Origin of the sequence: Candidatus Chlorohelix sp., from assembly GCF_037138995.1 — a bacterium.
Classification (GTDB): Bacteria; Chloroflexota; Chloroflexia; order Chloroheliales; family Chloroheliaceae; genus Chlorohelix.
This window is the reverse complement of sequence record NZ_JBAXHI010000058.1, coordinates 1-16283: the sequence shown is the minus strand read 5'-3', so window position 1 is coordinate 16283 and position 16283 is coordinate 1. Positions and strand designations below refer to the sequence as shown.

Sequence of the window (16283 nt, the reverse complement as noted above, 5' to 3'; positions counted from 1 at the left end):
GCACAGCAGCAATATGGTGGCGGTTACGGTCAGGCGGTACCACCTGCCCAACCAGCATATGGAGGCTACGACCAACCACAGCAATATGGCGTTCCACCCTATGGTGCTGCCGCGGCTACTGCTAAAAAAGGCAAAATGGGCTTACTTATCGGCATTATTGGGGCAGTTGTGGTAGTGGCGATTGTAGGGGTAGTCCTGTTCGTGTTCGTTCTTGGCGGCGGCGGCGGAAGTGGCGTGGGAGATTTACCCGCGCCTAACAATTCCGAGAAGCTTAGTCTGAACGATGCGGATCAAACCACGCTTCAGAATAGTAGCGGCTTTCCGAAGGGCGGCAAATTTGCTTTCTATAAAACTTCTGAAAAACCTGATGCTCTGAAAACCTTCTATGAAGGTAAAATGAAGGATAAAGGCTGGACTCCAAGCCCAAGCAACACTGTTGTTAGCGGCACGCTGATGCTGTCATTTACTAAAGGTACAGATGGGGCTTCGGTGCTTGCTGCTACAGCTTCGAAAGACTCTGATATTCAGCAACTTGAGAGTGGCGCCTCCTCCTTGAAAGGTAAGCTGAAAGTTGGCGATACTTTGGTGATTCTCGTTACTGGTAATGCCAAAGACCTTACAGGTAGTTAGGCTAAACCCGAATTTCGGGCTGTCAGTCACGCTTTCGGGCTGGCTGTCAGCCTTTAATTTTTATACTGATGACGTATAATAGATTTTTGGGCGCAATGTTATGGGCGCAGCTAGGGAGGCTTGGCGAAGTAGGCTTGAGCTTGCTCTTTATTGTGCTGGTGGTGCGTTGGCTCTCCGAGTCCAGTTATAGCGCATATACCACCGTAATTAATCTTCTGAATCTGTGCAGCTTGCTATTCGGCATGGGGCTTTCCGAAGGGTTATTGAGATTTCTGCCGATAGCGCGGGCGCAAAGCCCCTTTTCCTCTTTCTGGTTATTTCGCCGTCTCTTATTCGCCATGCTGCTGGCTTCCGCTTCTCCTTTCTTTTTTTTACTGCTTGGCAAAGATTGGCTTGCCGATTGGCTTAATCAATCTGTTTTTGCGGTTGCCCCTTGGTTACCGGCTACTCTGTTGCTTTTGTATAACCTGCTCGACCTTTCAAGCGCTTATTTTATTGCCTCGTTTCGGGTAGGGCGCATCGTCCTGATTCGCTTTCTGGGACAGCTTGTGAACATTTTGACACTGGCGTTGTGGTTCTGGTTCACCCCACCCACGGCTGAGATTTTGCTGGCAAGTTTAGCGCTGGTCAATACCAGTATGGTGGTAGCGGTTCTGACATTGCTGGTAAAGGACGGTTTGCTGAATAAAAAAGGCACAATAATTCAGGAAAAAATAGGACAAGTGGTACGCTATTGTAGGGCGCAATATTTCATTGGACTAGCCAATATCGGGCTGCTGGGGCAAATTGACGTTATATTGTTGGCGTTACTAGCTTCGAATGTGGCGGAAGTTTCCTACTACAGCCTAGCAGCCCTATTAATCTTACGCATTTACAACCTGATTACAGGGTGGGGCGCTTCCCTCAACTCGATTATTTCTACCGTTTATCTGGAAAAGGGTCAGGAAGGGTTGGCGCGTTATTTTACCTACTACTACCGTTTCAGCCTACCGTTGCATCTCATTTCGGTAGTAGGGCTTTGGGTGGTGTCGCAGCCGTTAGTTACGTTGGTTTTCGGCGAGCGTTACCAACCGATAGTAAGCCTGCTCAATTTGTTTGCACTTCAACAGATGTTAATGGCTTTGCTGGGAGCAAGCGTTTGCCCCGCTTTTATCAATACATTAGGGCGACAGAATTATGTGGTGCGCTTGCGTTGGCTATTTGGTCTGCTCAATGTGCTGCTTGATATTTTACTCATACCCTCGTATGGAGCGTTGGGCGCGGTAATTGCCACCTCTCTGGCAAATGTGCTAACACGGTCTGCTGAAGCGTGGTTAGTGAGAGAGCTTTTCGCGGAGTTGGGTTTTGCCTATATTCTGAAGATTGCTGGTGGTGTAGCCGTAGCGGGCTTGCTTTGCGCCTTTATCGGTGATGGCGGACTAATAACCTTGCTGGTACGTAGCACGTTTTTCGTCACAATCCTGTTTGGTATTTTTTATCTGATAAAGCCTATGGAAGCTGCCGACCGCTTATTGATAACCAATTTACAGCCGCGTTTGGCGAGATTTATACGCCTATTTTAGCCTTACATACAAACGCCTTACTCTTTCTGTTGCGTACATAAGGCTGAAGTACGTCAGCTAATTTCCCCCTTTAAAATCTTTTACTTTTAAAAAGCATTTACTACTAGGAGAGGTTACAGTGCAGATAAGAGCAGCCCAACTCGATGATTCCCTCGCTATTGCCGAGATTTACAATCAGGGTATAGAAGAGCGCATTGCTACCTTTGAAACGCGCCCACGTTCCCCTGAAGATATATTGGGCTGGTTTGATGAGCAACATCCAATCGTGGTGATAGAAGAGGCTGGGAAAGTAATCGGTTTCGCTTCCACCTCAGATTACCGGAAAAACCGGGAATGTTATGTCGGCATTGCCGAATTTTCGGTTTATGTGGCGCGTGAAGCACGAGGGCGCGGTGCGGGTAAATTGGTGTTGGACGCGCTTATATATGCGGCGACAAAAGCTGGATTCTGGAAATTGGTTTCGCGGGTTTTTGTGGAAAATACTGCCAGCCTTAGCTTATTGCGCTCGGTAGGGTTTAGAGAGGTTGGCATTTACGAAAAGCACGCCAAATTAGAAGGGGTCTGGCGTGATGTGGTGATTGTAGAGCGGCTGATTGAGGCAAATCCTTGATAAGTAACTTTACATAATCATAACGCTCCTAGATTATACCATATGCAAAAAGCTGATTTTGCGCTTGCAAAAATAATGCGCTTGTGATAATATTTTAGATGCGCCGGGAGACCGTCGCAATAAGGTTAATAACTGCGAACGGAAGCAGTAAGCCACCGCATAACAGAGAGTTTCCGAGGGTGGGAAGGAAACAAGCAAAGGCTGAACTCGTCCGGGAGTTGCAATGGTAAACCACACAGGTAGCCGTTGCCGGGAAAGCCCGTTATAGCCGAATCAAGCGGATAGCGCCTTCTACGTTTGCATGGGGATGTAGCTCAGTTGGGAGAGCACAACACTGGCAGTGTTGGGGTCAGGGGTTCGAGCCCCCTCATCTCCATCTTTTTATTAAAGCGTAGGCTCTATCAAGTAGGGTGGTACCGCGCAAGGTCAAACGCCTTTCGTCCCTAAGCAGTTAAGGCTGGCTTATGGGAACGGGGCGTTTTTTGTTTTTATAATTATGATTAAATTTGACACACAAGATTTGGTGAGTTGTACTATCCGGTACGCTACAGAGTCAGATATTCCCGCGGTTCGAGATGTGGCACGCATAAGCTGGGATGCCACTTATTCGCAAATAATTCCGCCTGAGACTCGCGCTATATTCATCAAGCGCAGTTACTCCGATCAAACTTTGAAACATTTTTTGAACCGTGCCGGAAAAGATAATTGGTTCTTGGTGGCAGAATCGAATTGTTCGGGCGTGGTTGGCTTTTGCGAAGTAATGTTGCGACCCGGCTATAACCCTGATGCAGAAATAACCCGTCTCTATTTCCTGCCAGAGTGGCAGGGTCGTGGCATTGGTACTGCTCTTTTGAATGAAATGCTGGCGACTCTACGCGGTATTGACCCTGAATCCGGTCATAGACCGCCCCGTTTGTGGTTGACTGTGGCGGCACAAAACCAGCCTGCCATTGCCTTCTATCAACAGAGGGGCTTCCAGTTTTATCGAGATTATGCTATCAACCTTCCCGAAACGCGCGGTGCAGTGCAAGCGTTAGAGGTAAAAGAATATGCGCTGGAATTAAATTCACGGAGATAGATTATGGATACCCAAATAAAACCTGAAGCAAACAGGGCGGAAAAGCCGGTATATCGTCCGACAGATATTGAGTCGAAATGGCAAAAAATATGGGAAGAAGCTGGGGCAAATCATGCCCCTGATGATGATTCTCGCCCTAAATTCTACAACTTGGTGATGTTTCCTTATCCTAGCGGTGATTTGCATATCGGGCATTGGTACAACTACACCGGGGTAGATGTATTTGGTCGTTTGATGCGGATGAAGGGTTACAATGTGATGCAACCGCTGGGCTTCGATGCCTTCGGGTTGCCTGCCGAGAACGCCGCTATAAAGCGTGGCGTACAGGCACGCAAATGGACTCTGTCCAATATTGCCAAAATGCGCTCACAATTGAAAACGATGGGCGGTATTTGGGACTGGCAGCGCGAGGTCATTACCTGTAACCCGGATTATTACAAATGGACTGAATGGTTCTTCCTGAAGCTGTACGAGAAGGGGTTGGCATATCGCGCCAAAGCTCCGGTTAACTGGTGTCCGAGTTGCCAAACGGTACTGGCAAACGAACAGGTACTGGCAGATGGCACTTGCGAACGTTGCAGCACACTGGTGTACAAGCGTGATTTGGAGCAATGGTTCTTCCGCATCACTGCTTACGCCGACCGTTTGTTAGAGTATAAGGACGTTAGCTGGCCCGAAAAAACTATGCTGATGCAGCGCAACTGGATTGGGCGCAGCGAAGGGGCGCGTGTCAATTTCAAGGCTACCGGTTGGGATAGTCAGGAATACGATTTGCCGATATTTACCACCCGCCCTGATACGGTGTACGGCATTACCTTCTTTGTGTTAGCGCCGGAACACCCGTTGGTAGAAAAGCTGACTACACCCGATAAGCAAGCTGAGGTAAATGCTTACATCGAGAAGGCGCGTGGCGAAACTGACATCGAGCGGCAAAGCACCGACCGCGAGAAATCGGGCGTATTTATCGGCAGTTACGTAATCAGCCCCTTCACAGGCGAGAAAGTGCCGATTTGGATTTCGGATTATGTGCTGATGGGCTATGGCACAGGCGCAATTATGGCGGTTCCTGCTCACGACCAGCGCGATTTTGAGTTTGCCCGCAAATTCAATCTGCCTATTCGCTTGGTCTATATGCCGGACGATCGCGATTTGAGCGAAGATTCGATGAATGAAGCGTTGGTACATGAAGGGCATGTGGTCAACAGCGGGGCGTTCAACGGGTTGCCGGATAATCAGGAAACCGTCAAGCAATTTATTGACCATATCGAGCATGAGGGCTTGGGCAATGCGGAAGTAAACTATCGTGTACGCGATTGGTTGATTAGCCGCCAACGTTATTGGGGTGCGCCTATCCCGATGGTCTATTGCGACATTGACGGTATCCAGCCCGTGCCGGAAGAGCAGTTGCCTGTATTGTTGCCGGAGGAAGTAGAATTTAAGCCTACCGGGGAATCGCCTTTGAAGTACATCCCTGAGTTTGTAAACACCACCTGCCCCAAATGTGGAGGTCCCGCGCGGCGCGAAACCGACACGATGGACACTTTCATGTGCAGTTCGTGGTACTTCCTGCGCTATTGTAGTCCGCTTTTTGATGGTGGCGCGTTTGAGCCGAACCTGATTAAAAAGTGGATGCCAGTTGACCAATACACCGGCGGGGCGGAACACGCTACCATGCACCTATTGTATGCGCGTTTCTTTACGATGGCGCTGCACGATATGGGCTACCTGAACTTTGAAGAGCCGTTCACACGCCTGTTTCATCAAGGTACAATCTTGCGCGACAGCAAGAAGATGAGCAAGTCGAAAGGGAATGTAGTAGCGCCGGACGTGCTGGTTAATCAGTATGGGGCAGATGCGGTACGTGCCTTCCTAATGTTCCTAGGACCCTTTGACAAGGGCGGTAACTGGACAGACACTACCGAGATGCAGATTGGGGGAATCTACCGCTTCCTAAGCCGCGTATGGGCGCTGGTGACAGATACGGTGGCGTTCGACAAGGGCGGTAGCGTCGATTCTAAAATCGAAGCGGCTGTACGCCGTTTGCAACACAAAACGATTCGGCGTGTGCTGCAAGATTTGGAGTCGTGGCAGTTTAACACCGCGCTGTCTGGCTTGATGGAATACAACAACGGTTTGATAAAGATGGCGCAGGATACTCCCGCCGTTCAAGCCAGCGTTGCTTGGCGTGAGGCGTTGGATACAATGCTGGTGTTGTTGGCTCCATTGAGTCCGCATATTACCGAAGAGTTGTGGCAAATTACCGGACACGAAACCAGTATCCATATCGAGACTCTGCCTATCTACGATGCGGCATTGGCAGCCGACGACTTGGTGACTCTGGTGGTGCAAATCAACGGTAAGTTGCGCGAACGTATTGATATTCCCGCCGACATGGGCGAGGAAGAGGTCAAGCAGACGGTGTTGAGTGCGCCGAAAATCGCGGCAGCAGTCTCCGGTGCTACCCCGAAGAAAATCATCTATGTGCCGGGCAAACTGGTGAATATAGTGCTGTAGCCAGAAGAAAAACGGAAGGGCGGAGCGTGCTGCTTCGCTCTTTTTTTATACAAAAAACTTTTTCTAAAATCTATAAATCAAGATATAATTATATAAAGTAATCCATACCCTAAGCTTTTAGACACTGTTTAAGTGTACCTCTTTTAACTTAAACCCCTAGTGACAGGTGAAAAAACTCTGCCAATACTTCCATAATCCACTGTCCATAACATATACAGAGCAACTATGAAAATACCTAACCCGATGTATAGCCCATGGCGAAACATCCTAAGCCAGCGTGACTCATTCTGAGGTCTGGTAATAATGAACCAAAGTGCCAACCCAAATACTGTAATTGCCACTATCAAAGGGACAAGTGTATAAACATCCATGCCGTGAATTTTCAGAAGGGAACAGAATCCTCCAAAAACTACAAAAAGTAAAAACGCAAAGAATAAACCCACCAGCAGTAGCACCACCAGATTTAACAGGCAACTGTAGCTCTTGTCGTTATAATCGTTATACTGCCAAATCTTTTGCTTTGCATTGGCATTTGTTTGCGGATACGGTTTCGAAGACTCTTCTGCGTTTGGCTCATTATTCAGCATGCTTAACTCTTTTTTTCTAACTTATCTACTCATGGTTCGCTGATTTTTTGTGGGGTATAGAGATTTAATTCCCCACTTCTTCGCATAGAATCGGAATTTACTGTTGATATAATACCAGCAAAACTCGGTCTAACTCAACCGCTTGCACCCGCGTGTATTTGCTATCGAAATCTGCCATTAGGCTTACCTGCCAGTCTTTGCTGTGCGCCCACGGTATCTCTTCCCCAATCGGCAACGGGCGCGGCTTGGTTATCGGGTTATCGCCTTGATATAGTTCAAATAGTACCCAAAAACGCTTGAAGCGTTTACCCACATTTGCGCTGGAAATGGTTTCAGAATGTAATTTTTCAACAAGCAACGGAAAAATGTTGGGGGTAGGGTAATCCGAGAGGGAATATTTGGGCGGTAGCGCCTGCGCCCCGTAATAGACCAGCGGCAGCCACGCAATATCGGTGGCAGTTAAAACCGCCTCGGCGGGTTGCTGTGCAAGGTAAGTGTTAATCTGGTTAGCATTATAACGGGCGATGTATAACGGTTGCAGTTTGCCGTTGTAAATATCAGGTATATAGAGGGAACTCCATAACAGCGCAATGACCAACGGAATACCCACTAAAATTGCGCCACCCCACTTTTGAGTACCCGGCTTGAAAATTACCCAGCCTAGCAACAGGTAATAAAACGGCGAGCATGCGATGAGCGCTTTATCCAGATAGAGCGATTGGAATACCAGCGAAACAAGAATTACCAGCCCAATCGGCGCAAATAGCAACCACAGGGCGCGTGCCAGCCCGGAATCGCGCCTTTCGCGCCACCATGCCGGAATCGCCATACCAAGCGTTATTGCCAACAATACGAAAGCCAGCGCGAAAGCCAATAAAAATAAATCAGCGGGCGCAGCCCCGAAGATAAATGTAAAAAAGGTACGAAGTACGATTAGCGGTTCAGGTTCTGGTATCCAGAAATTATTTTTAATTGCGTCCAAACGGCTGGTAAGTTTGGGAAGCAAGGCAACTCCCGCTACTACCCCTCCACCTGCCCCTGCCCCCCACATTCGCAAGAGGATTCCTTTTTCCCAATAGAATTTGGCACGAAACAACGGGTAAAGGTAAAGAGCCGCTAGGTAAAAAGCTCCGGTGAAATTATAAATAATAGCCAACGCACTGATAACGCCCAAACCTACCCAATCCAACCAGCGCGAATTTTCCAAGCCTCGCAACCAGAACCAGATTGCCAGTAAGACCCAAAATTGCATAAAAGAGTAGTTACGGGCTTCCTGTGAAAAATATATCTGGAAGGGGTTGAGTGCAGTGATGGAGGTTGCTACTAGAGCGATAATGGGTTGTTCTGGGAATAGGTGGCGACCGATAAGCCATACCAACCAGATTGCTCCTACCCCCGGTACTACCGAGAGCAAACGGAGGGTCGTATCATTATAGCCGAATAAATCTATCCAGAATTTAAGAGTTAAATAATAGCCAAAGGGATGGTTATCGCCGTTGTTAAGGGCAAAGAGGGTTGGAATATCCTGACGGGCGTAAACTGCGCTAATCGCCTCGTCAAACCATAGCGGTCGCTCCCCTAATCCGCTTACACGCCGCGTCAAACCCAATAGCACCAAGCCTAGCGCGGCAATGTCGGGATTTATTTCATTCCAGAACGAGGCTATTTTCTGTTTCAATTTAATTCAGAGGATTGGCTTGAACATTCAATAAAGAATGCTCAAGCCATAATGTGTTTTAGAGCTGGTCGGGGGCAAGATATTCTACTTCGCTATATGCCATAAGCTTATCAAGGCTATGACGCGCTCGAATGTCTCGCACCGTGCCGGATTTGCTACGCATAACTAGCGAGTGGGTTTCTATATGCCGCTCTGAATATTTAACGCCATCCACTAACTCACCGTTAGTTATGCCAGTAATGGATACAAAAACTTGCTCCGAAGCTACCAAATCATCAATGGTGTAGAGCTTATTTAAGTCTGCGCCCATTGCCAATGCTTTGCGTCGGTCTTCCTCGTGGCGTGGGTAAGGGCGGCACTGCATTTCGCCACCGATACATTTTAAAGCGCAAGCCGTAACTACCGCTTCTGGCGAACCGCCGATACCCATCAGTACGTCCACGCCCGTATCTTCAAGTACGGTCATAAGCGCACCAGCAATATCACCGTCGGTGATTAATTTAATACGTGCGCCGGCTTCGCGAATTTCCCGCATTAGTTGTTCGTGACGGGGGCGATCCAGCACAACCACGGTCAACTCTTCCAAAGGAAGGTGTTTGGCTTCAGCAATACTTTTCAAATTCCATTCGACCGGTTTATCCAGATCAATTGCGCCCTTAGCGCTGGGACCCACGGCAATTTTATTCATATAAAATATTCCGGGGCTGGTATAAAGGCTGCCTGCTTCGGCTAAAGCTACTACCGATATTGCATTGGGTAAACCTAGAGAAAGTAAGCGAGTACCGTCAATCGGGTCAACCGCAATATCTACTTTGGGCGGTTCACCATTACCGATTTTCTCACCGATAAAAAGCATAGGAGCTTCATCTTTTTCGCCTTCGCCGATTACAACTGTACCGTCCATACTAATACTGCCCAAGGCTATACGCATTGCTCTTACTGCTGCGCCATCGGCTTTGTTCTTATCGCCACGTCCCATTAAACGTGCGGCTGCCATTGCGGCTGCTTCTGTTACACGTACTAGCTCAAGTGAAATATTCCTATCAATTTTTTCAGGCATACAGTTCCTCCTAACAATACCTTATGTTTACGTAAGTATTGTTGCACATAATTTTAGTCCACACATTACATCTCTCTCGGTACATTCCCCGTCGCTTGCAGTGTAACTTCGGGTATTAGCCTCAATATAAGTGGCTGAATATCCATTGCTTGCGGCGGATTTTTTATTGGCACAACATTTTTTGGCATTGAACAACACGCCTGATTTGCCGCAGTTCCAATTATGTTTTATATAATAACCTTAACTTATCGAACAATCAACGTTAAAAGCGTAGGAGAAATGCATGCAAAGGATTAATTCGCAATTCTTAATTCTTTTGATTCTAATCTTAATTCTTTTGCTCTGTTTGTCGGCATGCGGTGAAGAGAAAACGCCTATTGTTCAAGTAGTAGTGGTTACTCATCCTACTGCTACACCTACAGTTACTCCGCAACCGCTCGCCCCTTTACCAACTCTGGTATTTGCTATGCCCACCTTGATACCTATCTCCTCTCCGACTCCATTTCCTACGCCAACCTACCGCCCCACCTCTACTCCTGAAATCAAACCTTTGCCTGTCCCACCACCGTTTACTATTGCTAAACCCGACCAACTTGCCAGCAGTATCGCCGTTTGGCTGAACAAGCAACCCGATGCCTTACCTTCCAAAGACCCGGTAATTGCTAAGAATCGCCTTCGTGATTTATTGCTAAACTGGAATGCAATAGGTTTAAATACCTCTGTTGAAGCCGCAGATTTGGATGGAGATGGGCAACTAGAACTGGTGGCGACTGTTGCTGAAAGCTGGAGCGAAGTGCCAACTATTCAACGAGATGCGGGGTTTCTGCTGTTGCTAAAGGGCAATAAAAACCAGTGGAATGCTAGTTTTTTGCGCTCTCGAACCCTCAAGCCTGATGCCGAAGAAGATTTTTTACACCCACAACTAGAGAAGGTTATTGATCTCACTGGCGATAAATTACCTGATATAGTTTTTTCGGAGCTTACTTGTGGTTCAAACACCTGTGTTTTGCGGTTACATGCGGTAAGCTGGAATAATGGTAAGTTTACTGACCTGACGGCTGACCTACCTTCAATGCCTACTGCACAACTAAGTTTTGAACAAACCTCTATCGGTGGAGCGCTACCTGCTATTGTACTTACCGGAGGAGCTATTAATTCGTCAAGTGCCGGTTTGCAGCGCACTCGTTCCGAATATTGGCGCTGGGATGCAACTAGTAAAAGTTTGAAGTTAGCTGAAACGCGCTTTGCTACCTCTTTCTTCCTTTATCATCGTGTATTGGATGGTAATGCGGCTCTGGATAAAGGTGATTTAAACCAAGCGATTGATTTATATAATGGCTCGCTAACCGATTCCACTCTCAAACTCTGGTTCGTTGAGTCTCAGGGGACTTCTGAAGATGCCCGTCAAGAACGCGAGGTACTCACTGCTTTTGCACGGTTTCGTTTGGGCATTGCATACGGCTTGAAAGGAGACCTTGAAAGGGCAAAAGCGGTAATGGAGGAAGCAAACTTGAAGGATGGGAATTATGCAGGTTGGGCTAAAGCTTTTAGTAGTGTGGTAAGTTCTGGCAAATTTCCATCAACTGCTACGGCAATGGTCGAAGGTTGTGCAGCGGCGATTAGCTATTCACAGCAAAATCGCAGTTTGATAGAGGCAATGAACCGTTTTGGGAGCGCCAATCCGGTTTTCAAGCCGGAAAATATCTGTCCAAAATTATGAGATAGGGTTTTCGATGTTCAGGCAAGGGGGTATAGGTTCATTTTTTCTGTTCCAAGCGAAAGCCCTATGAAACAAAAACCCCCGCCCTGTGTAGGCGGGGTGTTGTTGAGTTGAAGTGGTAAACAGCGAAAGTTAGTCCATCGGGTTTTCTTACGGGGCTAGAAGCGGTGCTAAAACTGGCACCCCGACATTTGGCCTCCAGGCATAACCTACTGCTAGGTAGGTAAAGATGCAGGTAAAAGTACCGCCATAGTAAAAGCATGTACCGATGAAACGGCTACCCACCAAAGTAGTGACGAATTGCTCAGGCACAACATTGATGTTAAAGTGCCGTTTTAGGAAGCGCGATAGTATGTACGCACCTTCCAGACGCGAACCACGATACATAAACCAGAACATAAAGCTTAATAACCAAATCAAATGACCATAGTATAAGGTCATAGTTAGATGACCATCATTCCATATCTTACTAGTAGTTTGGAAGATATAGAACAAAGTACCTGGCCTGCCGGGGAAACTCGTTGGTCCGGCGGGGTCTTTCGGGTTGATAGCGTACTGGAAGCTACCAAAATACGCACCCATCATGTACCAAACAATGACGCTCAATGGTTTGATAGCCCACAACATCGCCAACCAGATTTGATCCTGGATGGAGAAACCGCAGGTTCCACCATAAGCGGGACCAAGACAAGGATAATCGAAGCTACGTTTGGTTATGCCTTTTGCATCAAATAGCGGACTACGTCTGGTGAAGAAGACCGCACGTGAGAGCGGTATCATCACGAAGAAGAAACCGGATGTTAAGGCGTGTGCAAATACCCAATCACTTACACTGGTTTGATAGCCGGGCCAGACATGCAATATACCGGGCCAGACGGTTTCAAGTATGTAAGGGCGTAGCCAATCAATATACCATTCCGGTGGGAATATCTTGAAGTCCACTAGCGAGTTTATGCCCATTACGCCCCAAGCCGAGAAACCGGTGAAGAAGGCGAAGAAGAAGCATATGACTGATATATCTACCTGCCTATCTTCTTTGTCGAACCACCTGACCCATTTGGATATAACCCAAGGATTCTTTGTATCATCGTCACGTACATCCCACAGGTATTGAGCGCCGTGGAAAACACCACCGATGATATAAAGTGCACAAGAGTTTACATGGTTCCAAACGAATAGGTTCAGGGACACATCGCTCCACTGACCAAGAGAAGCATCCGCTCCTCTGGGGAAGGTGAACCAAGCGAACGCGCTATAAAGCATACCCGTCCATCCGAATATAATGAGATTGACGTGCAATTGTGCTTTCGGGTCTTCCAAGTGTCGGTTAAATGTTGGCGGTTTTCTATAAGTAACTACACCAGCTACAAGTAAAGCAGTTGCCAGCAACAATAGGAAACCGTCAAAATTCATGAGCGGAATGATTTTAGCTTGCCTCTGGGCGGCATCGGTCAAGCCTATTCCAAAGAGAACAGGACCGCGCTGCATAACCAGCAGCGACCACAGGTTCCAAGCAAAGCACCACCATGCAATGTAAATTAGGTGACCGCCCCATGCTTTAGCATAGGTTAGAGCCGCAGCTTGCAAGATGCGGTTGCGGTAATGCCACCAACCAAACAAAATGAGACCCAGACCACTGATTATGTGAATCAGTGCATAGGTCAGCACCTTCTCTTTAGTATCGATGCCGAGGTTATAAAGTTGCGGCTCGATTGAGAGAAAAAAGTAGTTTCCCGGCGCTGTAATACCACTCCCGATATTAAAGGCTACCATTACCCCGATCATACCTGAGACAATCAGGTGTCCACCGAAAATTTGGTCTTCGGTACGTGGGAAGGCGAATAACTGATACCAGTTATAGCCTCTCACATGGAGTTCGGCGGCCTTGTTTAAGGCGGGACGGTTGATTACTGGTGCAGCGGGACGTAGCTGAATACTCATAAAGCTGCGCTCCTGTTCCAGTGTCCAGAAAGCCCGTATGGGGATTTTGTATCTGGACCTTTACAAAACCCAAATAGGATATACGGACCGACCCAACCAGTTTTTGGACAACACCAAACCGAGCTAACTTAAGCCAGCCTGTTTCAACCAGTCGAGACAGTTTGAGCCATTTACCTTGGGTGCATGATAAAGTAAGCTCAAGAATGCTTCAGTAGTTTCCACTACACCTGTGTTTTTGCATCGTTGCTAAAGGTAGTGTATTTAATAATACTATCTTGCTGAGATAGACTTTGCTATTCTGTATTAGCTACTGTGTTCTCCTTCACAATCGGTTTAGGCACCAACCCCGTATTTATCCCGATTTTACTTTTTCAAATTTCTAATCTATTATTACCTCAAAAGTTGGGCGGCATGTTGTAATCAGAAATTTTGTTTAGTGTTTGGCTTTATTTCTGCGTTGACCACATTGGTGCTGCAAATTTCAAATCCTCGCTTTTGTGGATCGGTTTTCAAATCAATATTTGACGAGGTGCTAAAATAGACACTCCAACAGAGTCTTCTCAAAACGTTGCCCTATCAGTCCATATGCTACCCCGCTTGCAACGGCTTACGGTTTTTCACCTGTTCCCTTTAGTATTATTTTTGCTAGGGTCGCTTATTTTTACATGGCCTACTGTGTTGCATCTGGGTCAAAATATTATCAGTAATGGAAGTGGTGATGTGTGGCAGCATCTCTGGAACCAGTGGTGGACTACTTTTTCGCTATTTGAACGGCATTCGCACCCCTATTACACACCATCGCTTTTCTACCCAGATGGGGCTAATCTCTTTTTCCACGCTCTGAACCCCTTGACTGCTTTTCTTGCGATACCGCTTAAAGCTCTGTTTGGGTTGTCGGCTTCCTTTGTAATGGTGCAATTTCTACAAGTAACGGTGGCAGCTTATGGCACCTATCTACTGACGTTCTATATGACCGGGTATTTTGGCGGCGCACTTGTGGCGGGTATTATTTATGGTTTTTGTCCGCTCCAAGCTGAGTTGCTCAATCTCGGTCAACTAGAATTGACCTCTATTGAATGGTTGCCTCTTTTCACACTGTTTTTCATAAAAACTATGCGCGGTGACTCGCGACCATGGCTAAACCGGATTTTAAGTGCCTTTTTCCTGATAGCTCTATCCTTGACCACATGGTATTACACTCTTTATGCCTTGCTTTTCAGTGGGCTGTACCTGCTTTGGGAAGGTTTTATAAGCTTAAAGGAGTGGAAAATAAAATGGCACATTTTAGCGGGTCGCTATTTCAGCGTAATAATATTATGGCTAATACCCGTCTCCCCTCTACTATTTTTTACCTTGCGCGATGCAGCCGGTGGCAGCACACAGGCAAGCCAATCAATTTTTAACGTGATATATAATTCTGCTGATTTGGCAGGTTTTTTCAGACCGGGAACCTCAGCCATATGGGGTTTGTTCGGAAGTCAGGCAGGAGATGATATTCGCGGACAATTTTTGGGATATACTGTTTTGGGGTTAACCGGATTCGGTTTGGTTGTTAAATGGAAAGAAGCGCGTTTCTGGTTCTTTATCGCCTTCGTTTTCTTTCTGCTAGCGCTGGGACCGGTATCACATTTTACTTTCGACCCAAACTGGAGTGCTGCTAATGGGGAAGCTGAAAAAGGGTTGCCTTTACTTGGTCGGCTGTTATATACTATACCTCTGGGCAATATATTGCGTGTGCCTCTCCGTTTTACCCTGATGGTAATGTTGTCGCTAAGTATATGTGCAGCTTATGCACTTGCTTGGCTGAATACTCGTTATAAGCAAAAAGGCTTACAAAACTGGAAACTCGTGGTGTTACCGACAATTGCCGGGCTGTTGGTCTTCTTTGAATTTTTACCCATTCCTCGTGTACTGGTGAATACAGATATTTCCCCTTTTTACCAGCAAATCAGAGATGAAGGAAAATGGAACGATTTTGCTATTGTGGAACTGCCCCAAGCAGTTAGCGCTAGGGCTATGTATTTTCAAACTCTCAGCCAACACCCAATAACAACAGGTTATATTTCTCGAAAACCCACCAATTATCGTTTTTTTGAAAATATTGGGGTTAATCGAGAAATAATAGATTTGGAAGATATGCCCCTCTTGGATATTTTCAATTGGTCTCGTATAGAAAATGTGGCAAGCGTGCTTTCGGCAAACGGGATACGTTATGTGGTATTACATCCCAACTACTATTCGCCGGAAAACTGGAAAACTGCCAGCGAACGTATGCAGGAAATATTCGGGAGTGGTAAGCCGTATTATCAGGATAGCGAGTTGGTGGCGTATCGGGTTGAACCGCTGGACAACGCTACTCCAAACGCTTCAAAAATATTTCCAAAGTTGGGTGACGGTTGGGGTGGTAGAATCCTCCTAGATAATAAAGCTAGTCGTGCCATCGGAAAACAAGCTGTATTGACCCTCACCAGCCCTTATCGGCAATCTTTTAAGGCTACTCTCAATGTGCAGGTAAGTAGCCTAGATAAGCCTCATATAATGAGTGTTATACTAAACAACAAACAGATATTTTCTCAAACCATTCCACTCACTGCAACATCAATTGATTTGCCGATGGATCTATTATATGGGCAAAATCTGCTTAATTTCGAGGTGGATGGGGAAGGAATGAATTTGATTTTTGAGTCTTTCAGCCTGTATTGATTCTATATTGCAGGTGGCTAGTACAAACAGCGGGCAATATTTTATAATACAGGGATTGGTGACTTGGCTTTCTGGAATAAATAGAGGCACATATCCCCTCTAGGGCTTGTCAAGGAAGTATCTGGAATAAATGCGCTCTATATTTAGTTGACGTTTAGATAAACCAAAGGGCAAGAAGTGTTGCCACAACTTGCCCAAAC

The 16283-nt window shown here is 46.7% G+C and carries 11 protein-coding genes and 1 tRNA gene; 8 read left to right on the top strand and 4 right to left on the bottom strand.

Annotation, left to right across the window (positions count from 1 at the left end):
- The 6 genes from WCK19_RS17020 to leuS form a co-directional block, all read left to right on the top strand.
- Positions 1–630 (top strand): hypothetical protein (locus WCK19_RS17020; RefSeq protein WP_342398602.1); only part of this gene is annotated, 630 nt, incomplete at its 5' end.
- A 68-nt stretch (positions 631–698) separates the two neighbouring features.
- Positions 699–2192: a polysaccharide biosynthesis C-terminal domain-containing protein gene (locus tag WCK19_RS17015; protein ID WP_342398601.1), complete on the top strand. Its 1494-nt coding sequence runs from the start codon at positions 699–701 to the stop codon at positions 2190–2192.
- Positions 2193–2310: 118 nt separating this feature from the next.
- Positions 2311–2802, top strand: a complete 492-nt coding sequence (locus WCK19_RS17010; protein ID WP_342398600.1) for an arsinothricin resistance N-acetyltransferase ArsN1 family A — start codon at positions 2311–2313, stop codon at positions 2800–2802.
- A gap of 303 nt (positions 2803–3105) precedes the next feature.
- Positions 3106–3178: transfer RNA gene (locus WCK19_RS17005), tRNA-Ala, on the top strand.
- Positions 3179–3298: 120 nt separating this feature from the next.
- Positions 3299–3880 carry an N-acetyltransferase gene (locus tag WCK19_RS17000; RefSeq protein ID WP_342398599.1) on the top strand — a complete coding sequence of 194 codons (582 nt, stop codon included), beginning with the start codon at positions 3299–3301 and terminating at the stop codon, positions 3878–3880.
- A gap of 3 nt (positions 3881–3883) precedes the next feature.
- Positions 3884–6394 (top strand): leucine--tRNA ligase, encoded by a 2511-nt coding sequence (leuS, locus tag WCK19_RS16995; RefSeq protein WP_342398598.1) that lies wholly within the window; start codon positions 3884–3886, stop codon positions 6392–6394.
- Between the two features lie 143 nt (positions 6395–6537).
- Here the strand turns inward: leuS and WCK19_RS16990 are convergent, their stop codons facing one another.
- The 3 genes from WCK19_RS16990 to glpX form a co-directional block, all read right to left on the bottom strand.
- Positions 6538–6981: a hypothetical protein gene (locus WCK19_RS16990; RefSeq protein WP_342398597.1), complete on the bottom strand. Its 444-nt coding sequence runs from the start codon at positions 6979–6981 to the stop codon at positions 6538–6540.
- 97 nt (positions 6982–7078) lie between these two features.
- On the bottom strand, positions 7079–8659 hold the full coding sequence (locus tag WCK19_RS16985) for a glycosyltransferase family 39 protein (RefSeq protein ID WP_342398596.1): 1581 nt from the start codon (positions 8657–8659) through the stop codon (positions 7079–7081).
- Between the two features lie 58 nt (positions 8660–8717).
- On the bottom strand, positions 8718–9719 hold the full coding sequence (gene glpX, locus WCK19_RS16980; RefSeq protein ID WP_342398595.1) for a class II fructose-bisphosphatase: 1002 nt from the start codon (positions 9717–9719) through the stop codon (positions 8718–8720).
- Positions 9720–10002: 283 nt separating this feature from the next.
- Between glpX and WCK19_RS16975 the strand changes: the two genes are divergently transcribed.
- The gene (locus WCK19_RS16975; RefSeq protein ID WP_342398594.1) at positions 10003–11439 is read left to right on the top strand and encodes a hypothetical protein; all 1437 of its coding nucleotides are present in this window, start codon (positions 10003–10005) and stop codon (positions 11437–11439) included.
- Between the two features lie 150 nt (positions 11440–11589).
- Here the strand turns inward: WCK19_RS16975 and WCK19_RS16970 are convergent, their stop codons facing one another.
- On the bottom strand, positions 11590–13380 hold the full coding sequence (locus WCK19_RS16970; protein ID WP_342398593.1) for a hypothetical protein: 1791 nt from the start codon (positions 13378–13380) through the stop codon (positions 11590–11592).
- A gap of 585 nt (positions 13381–13965) precedes the next feature.
- Here WCK19_RS16970 and WCK19_RS16965 point away from each other — a divergent pair.
- The gene (locus tag WCK19_RS16965; RefSeq protein WP_342398592.1) at positions 13966–16083 is read left to right on the top strand and encodes a hypothetical protein; all 2118 of its coding nucleotides are present in this window, start codon (positions 13966–13968) and stop codon (positions 16081–16083) included.
- Positions 16084–16283 lie beyond the last annotated feature (200 nt).

What these genes read in the sequence shown, in the direction of transcription:
- WCK19_RS17015 (WP_342398601.1), top strand. Translation starts at nt 699, where the DNA reads ATGACGTATAATAGATTTTTGGGCGCAATGTTATGGGCGCAGCTAGGG.
- leuS (WP_342398598.1), top strand. Translation starts at nt 3,884, where the DNA reads ATGGATACCCAAATAAAACCTGAAGCAAACAGGGCGGAAAAGCCGGTA.
- glpX (WP_342398595.1), bottom strand. Translation starts at nt 9,719, where the DNA reads ATGCCTGAAAAAATTGATAGGAATATTTCACTTGAGCTAGTACGTGTA.
- WCK19_RS16970 (WP_342398593.1), bottom strand. Translation starts at nt 13,380, where the DNA reads ATGAGTATTCAGCTACGTCCCGCTGCACCAGTAATCAACCGTCCCGCC.
- WCK19_RS16990 (WP_342398597.1), bottom strand. Translation starts at nt 6,981, where the DNA reads ATGCTGAATAATGAGCCAAACGCAGAAGAGTCTTCGAAACCGTATCCG.
- WCK19_RS17000 (WP_342398599.1), top strand. Translation starts at nt 3,299, where the DNA reads ATGATTAAATTTGACACACAAGATTTGGTGAGTTGTACTATCCGGTAC.
- WCK19_RS16975 (WP_342398594.1), top strand. Translation starts at nt 10,003, where the DNA reads ATGCAAAGGATTAATTCGCAATTCTTAATTCTTTTGATTCTAATCTTA.
- WCK19_RS16965 (WP_342398592.1), top strand. Translation starts at nt 13,966, where the DNA reads ATGCTACCCCGCTTGCAACGGCTTACGGTTTTTCACCTGTTCCCTTTA.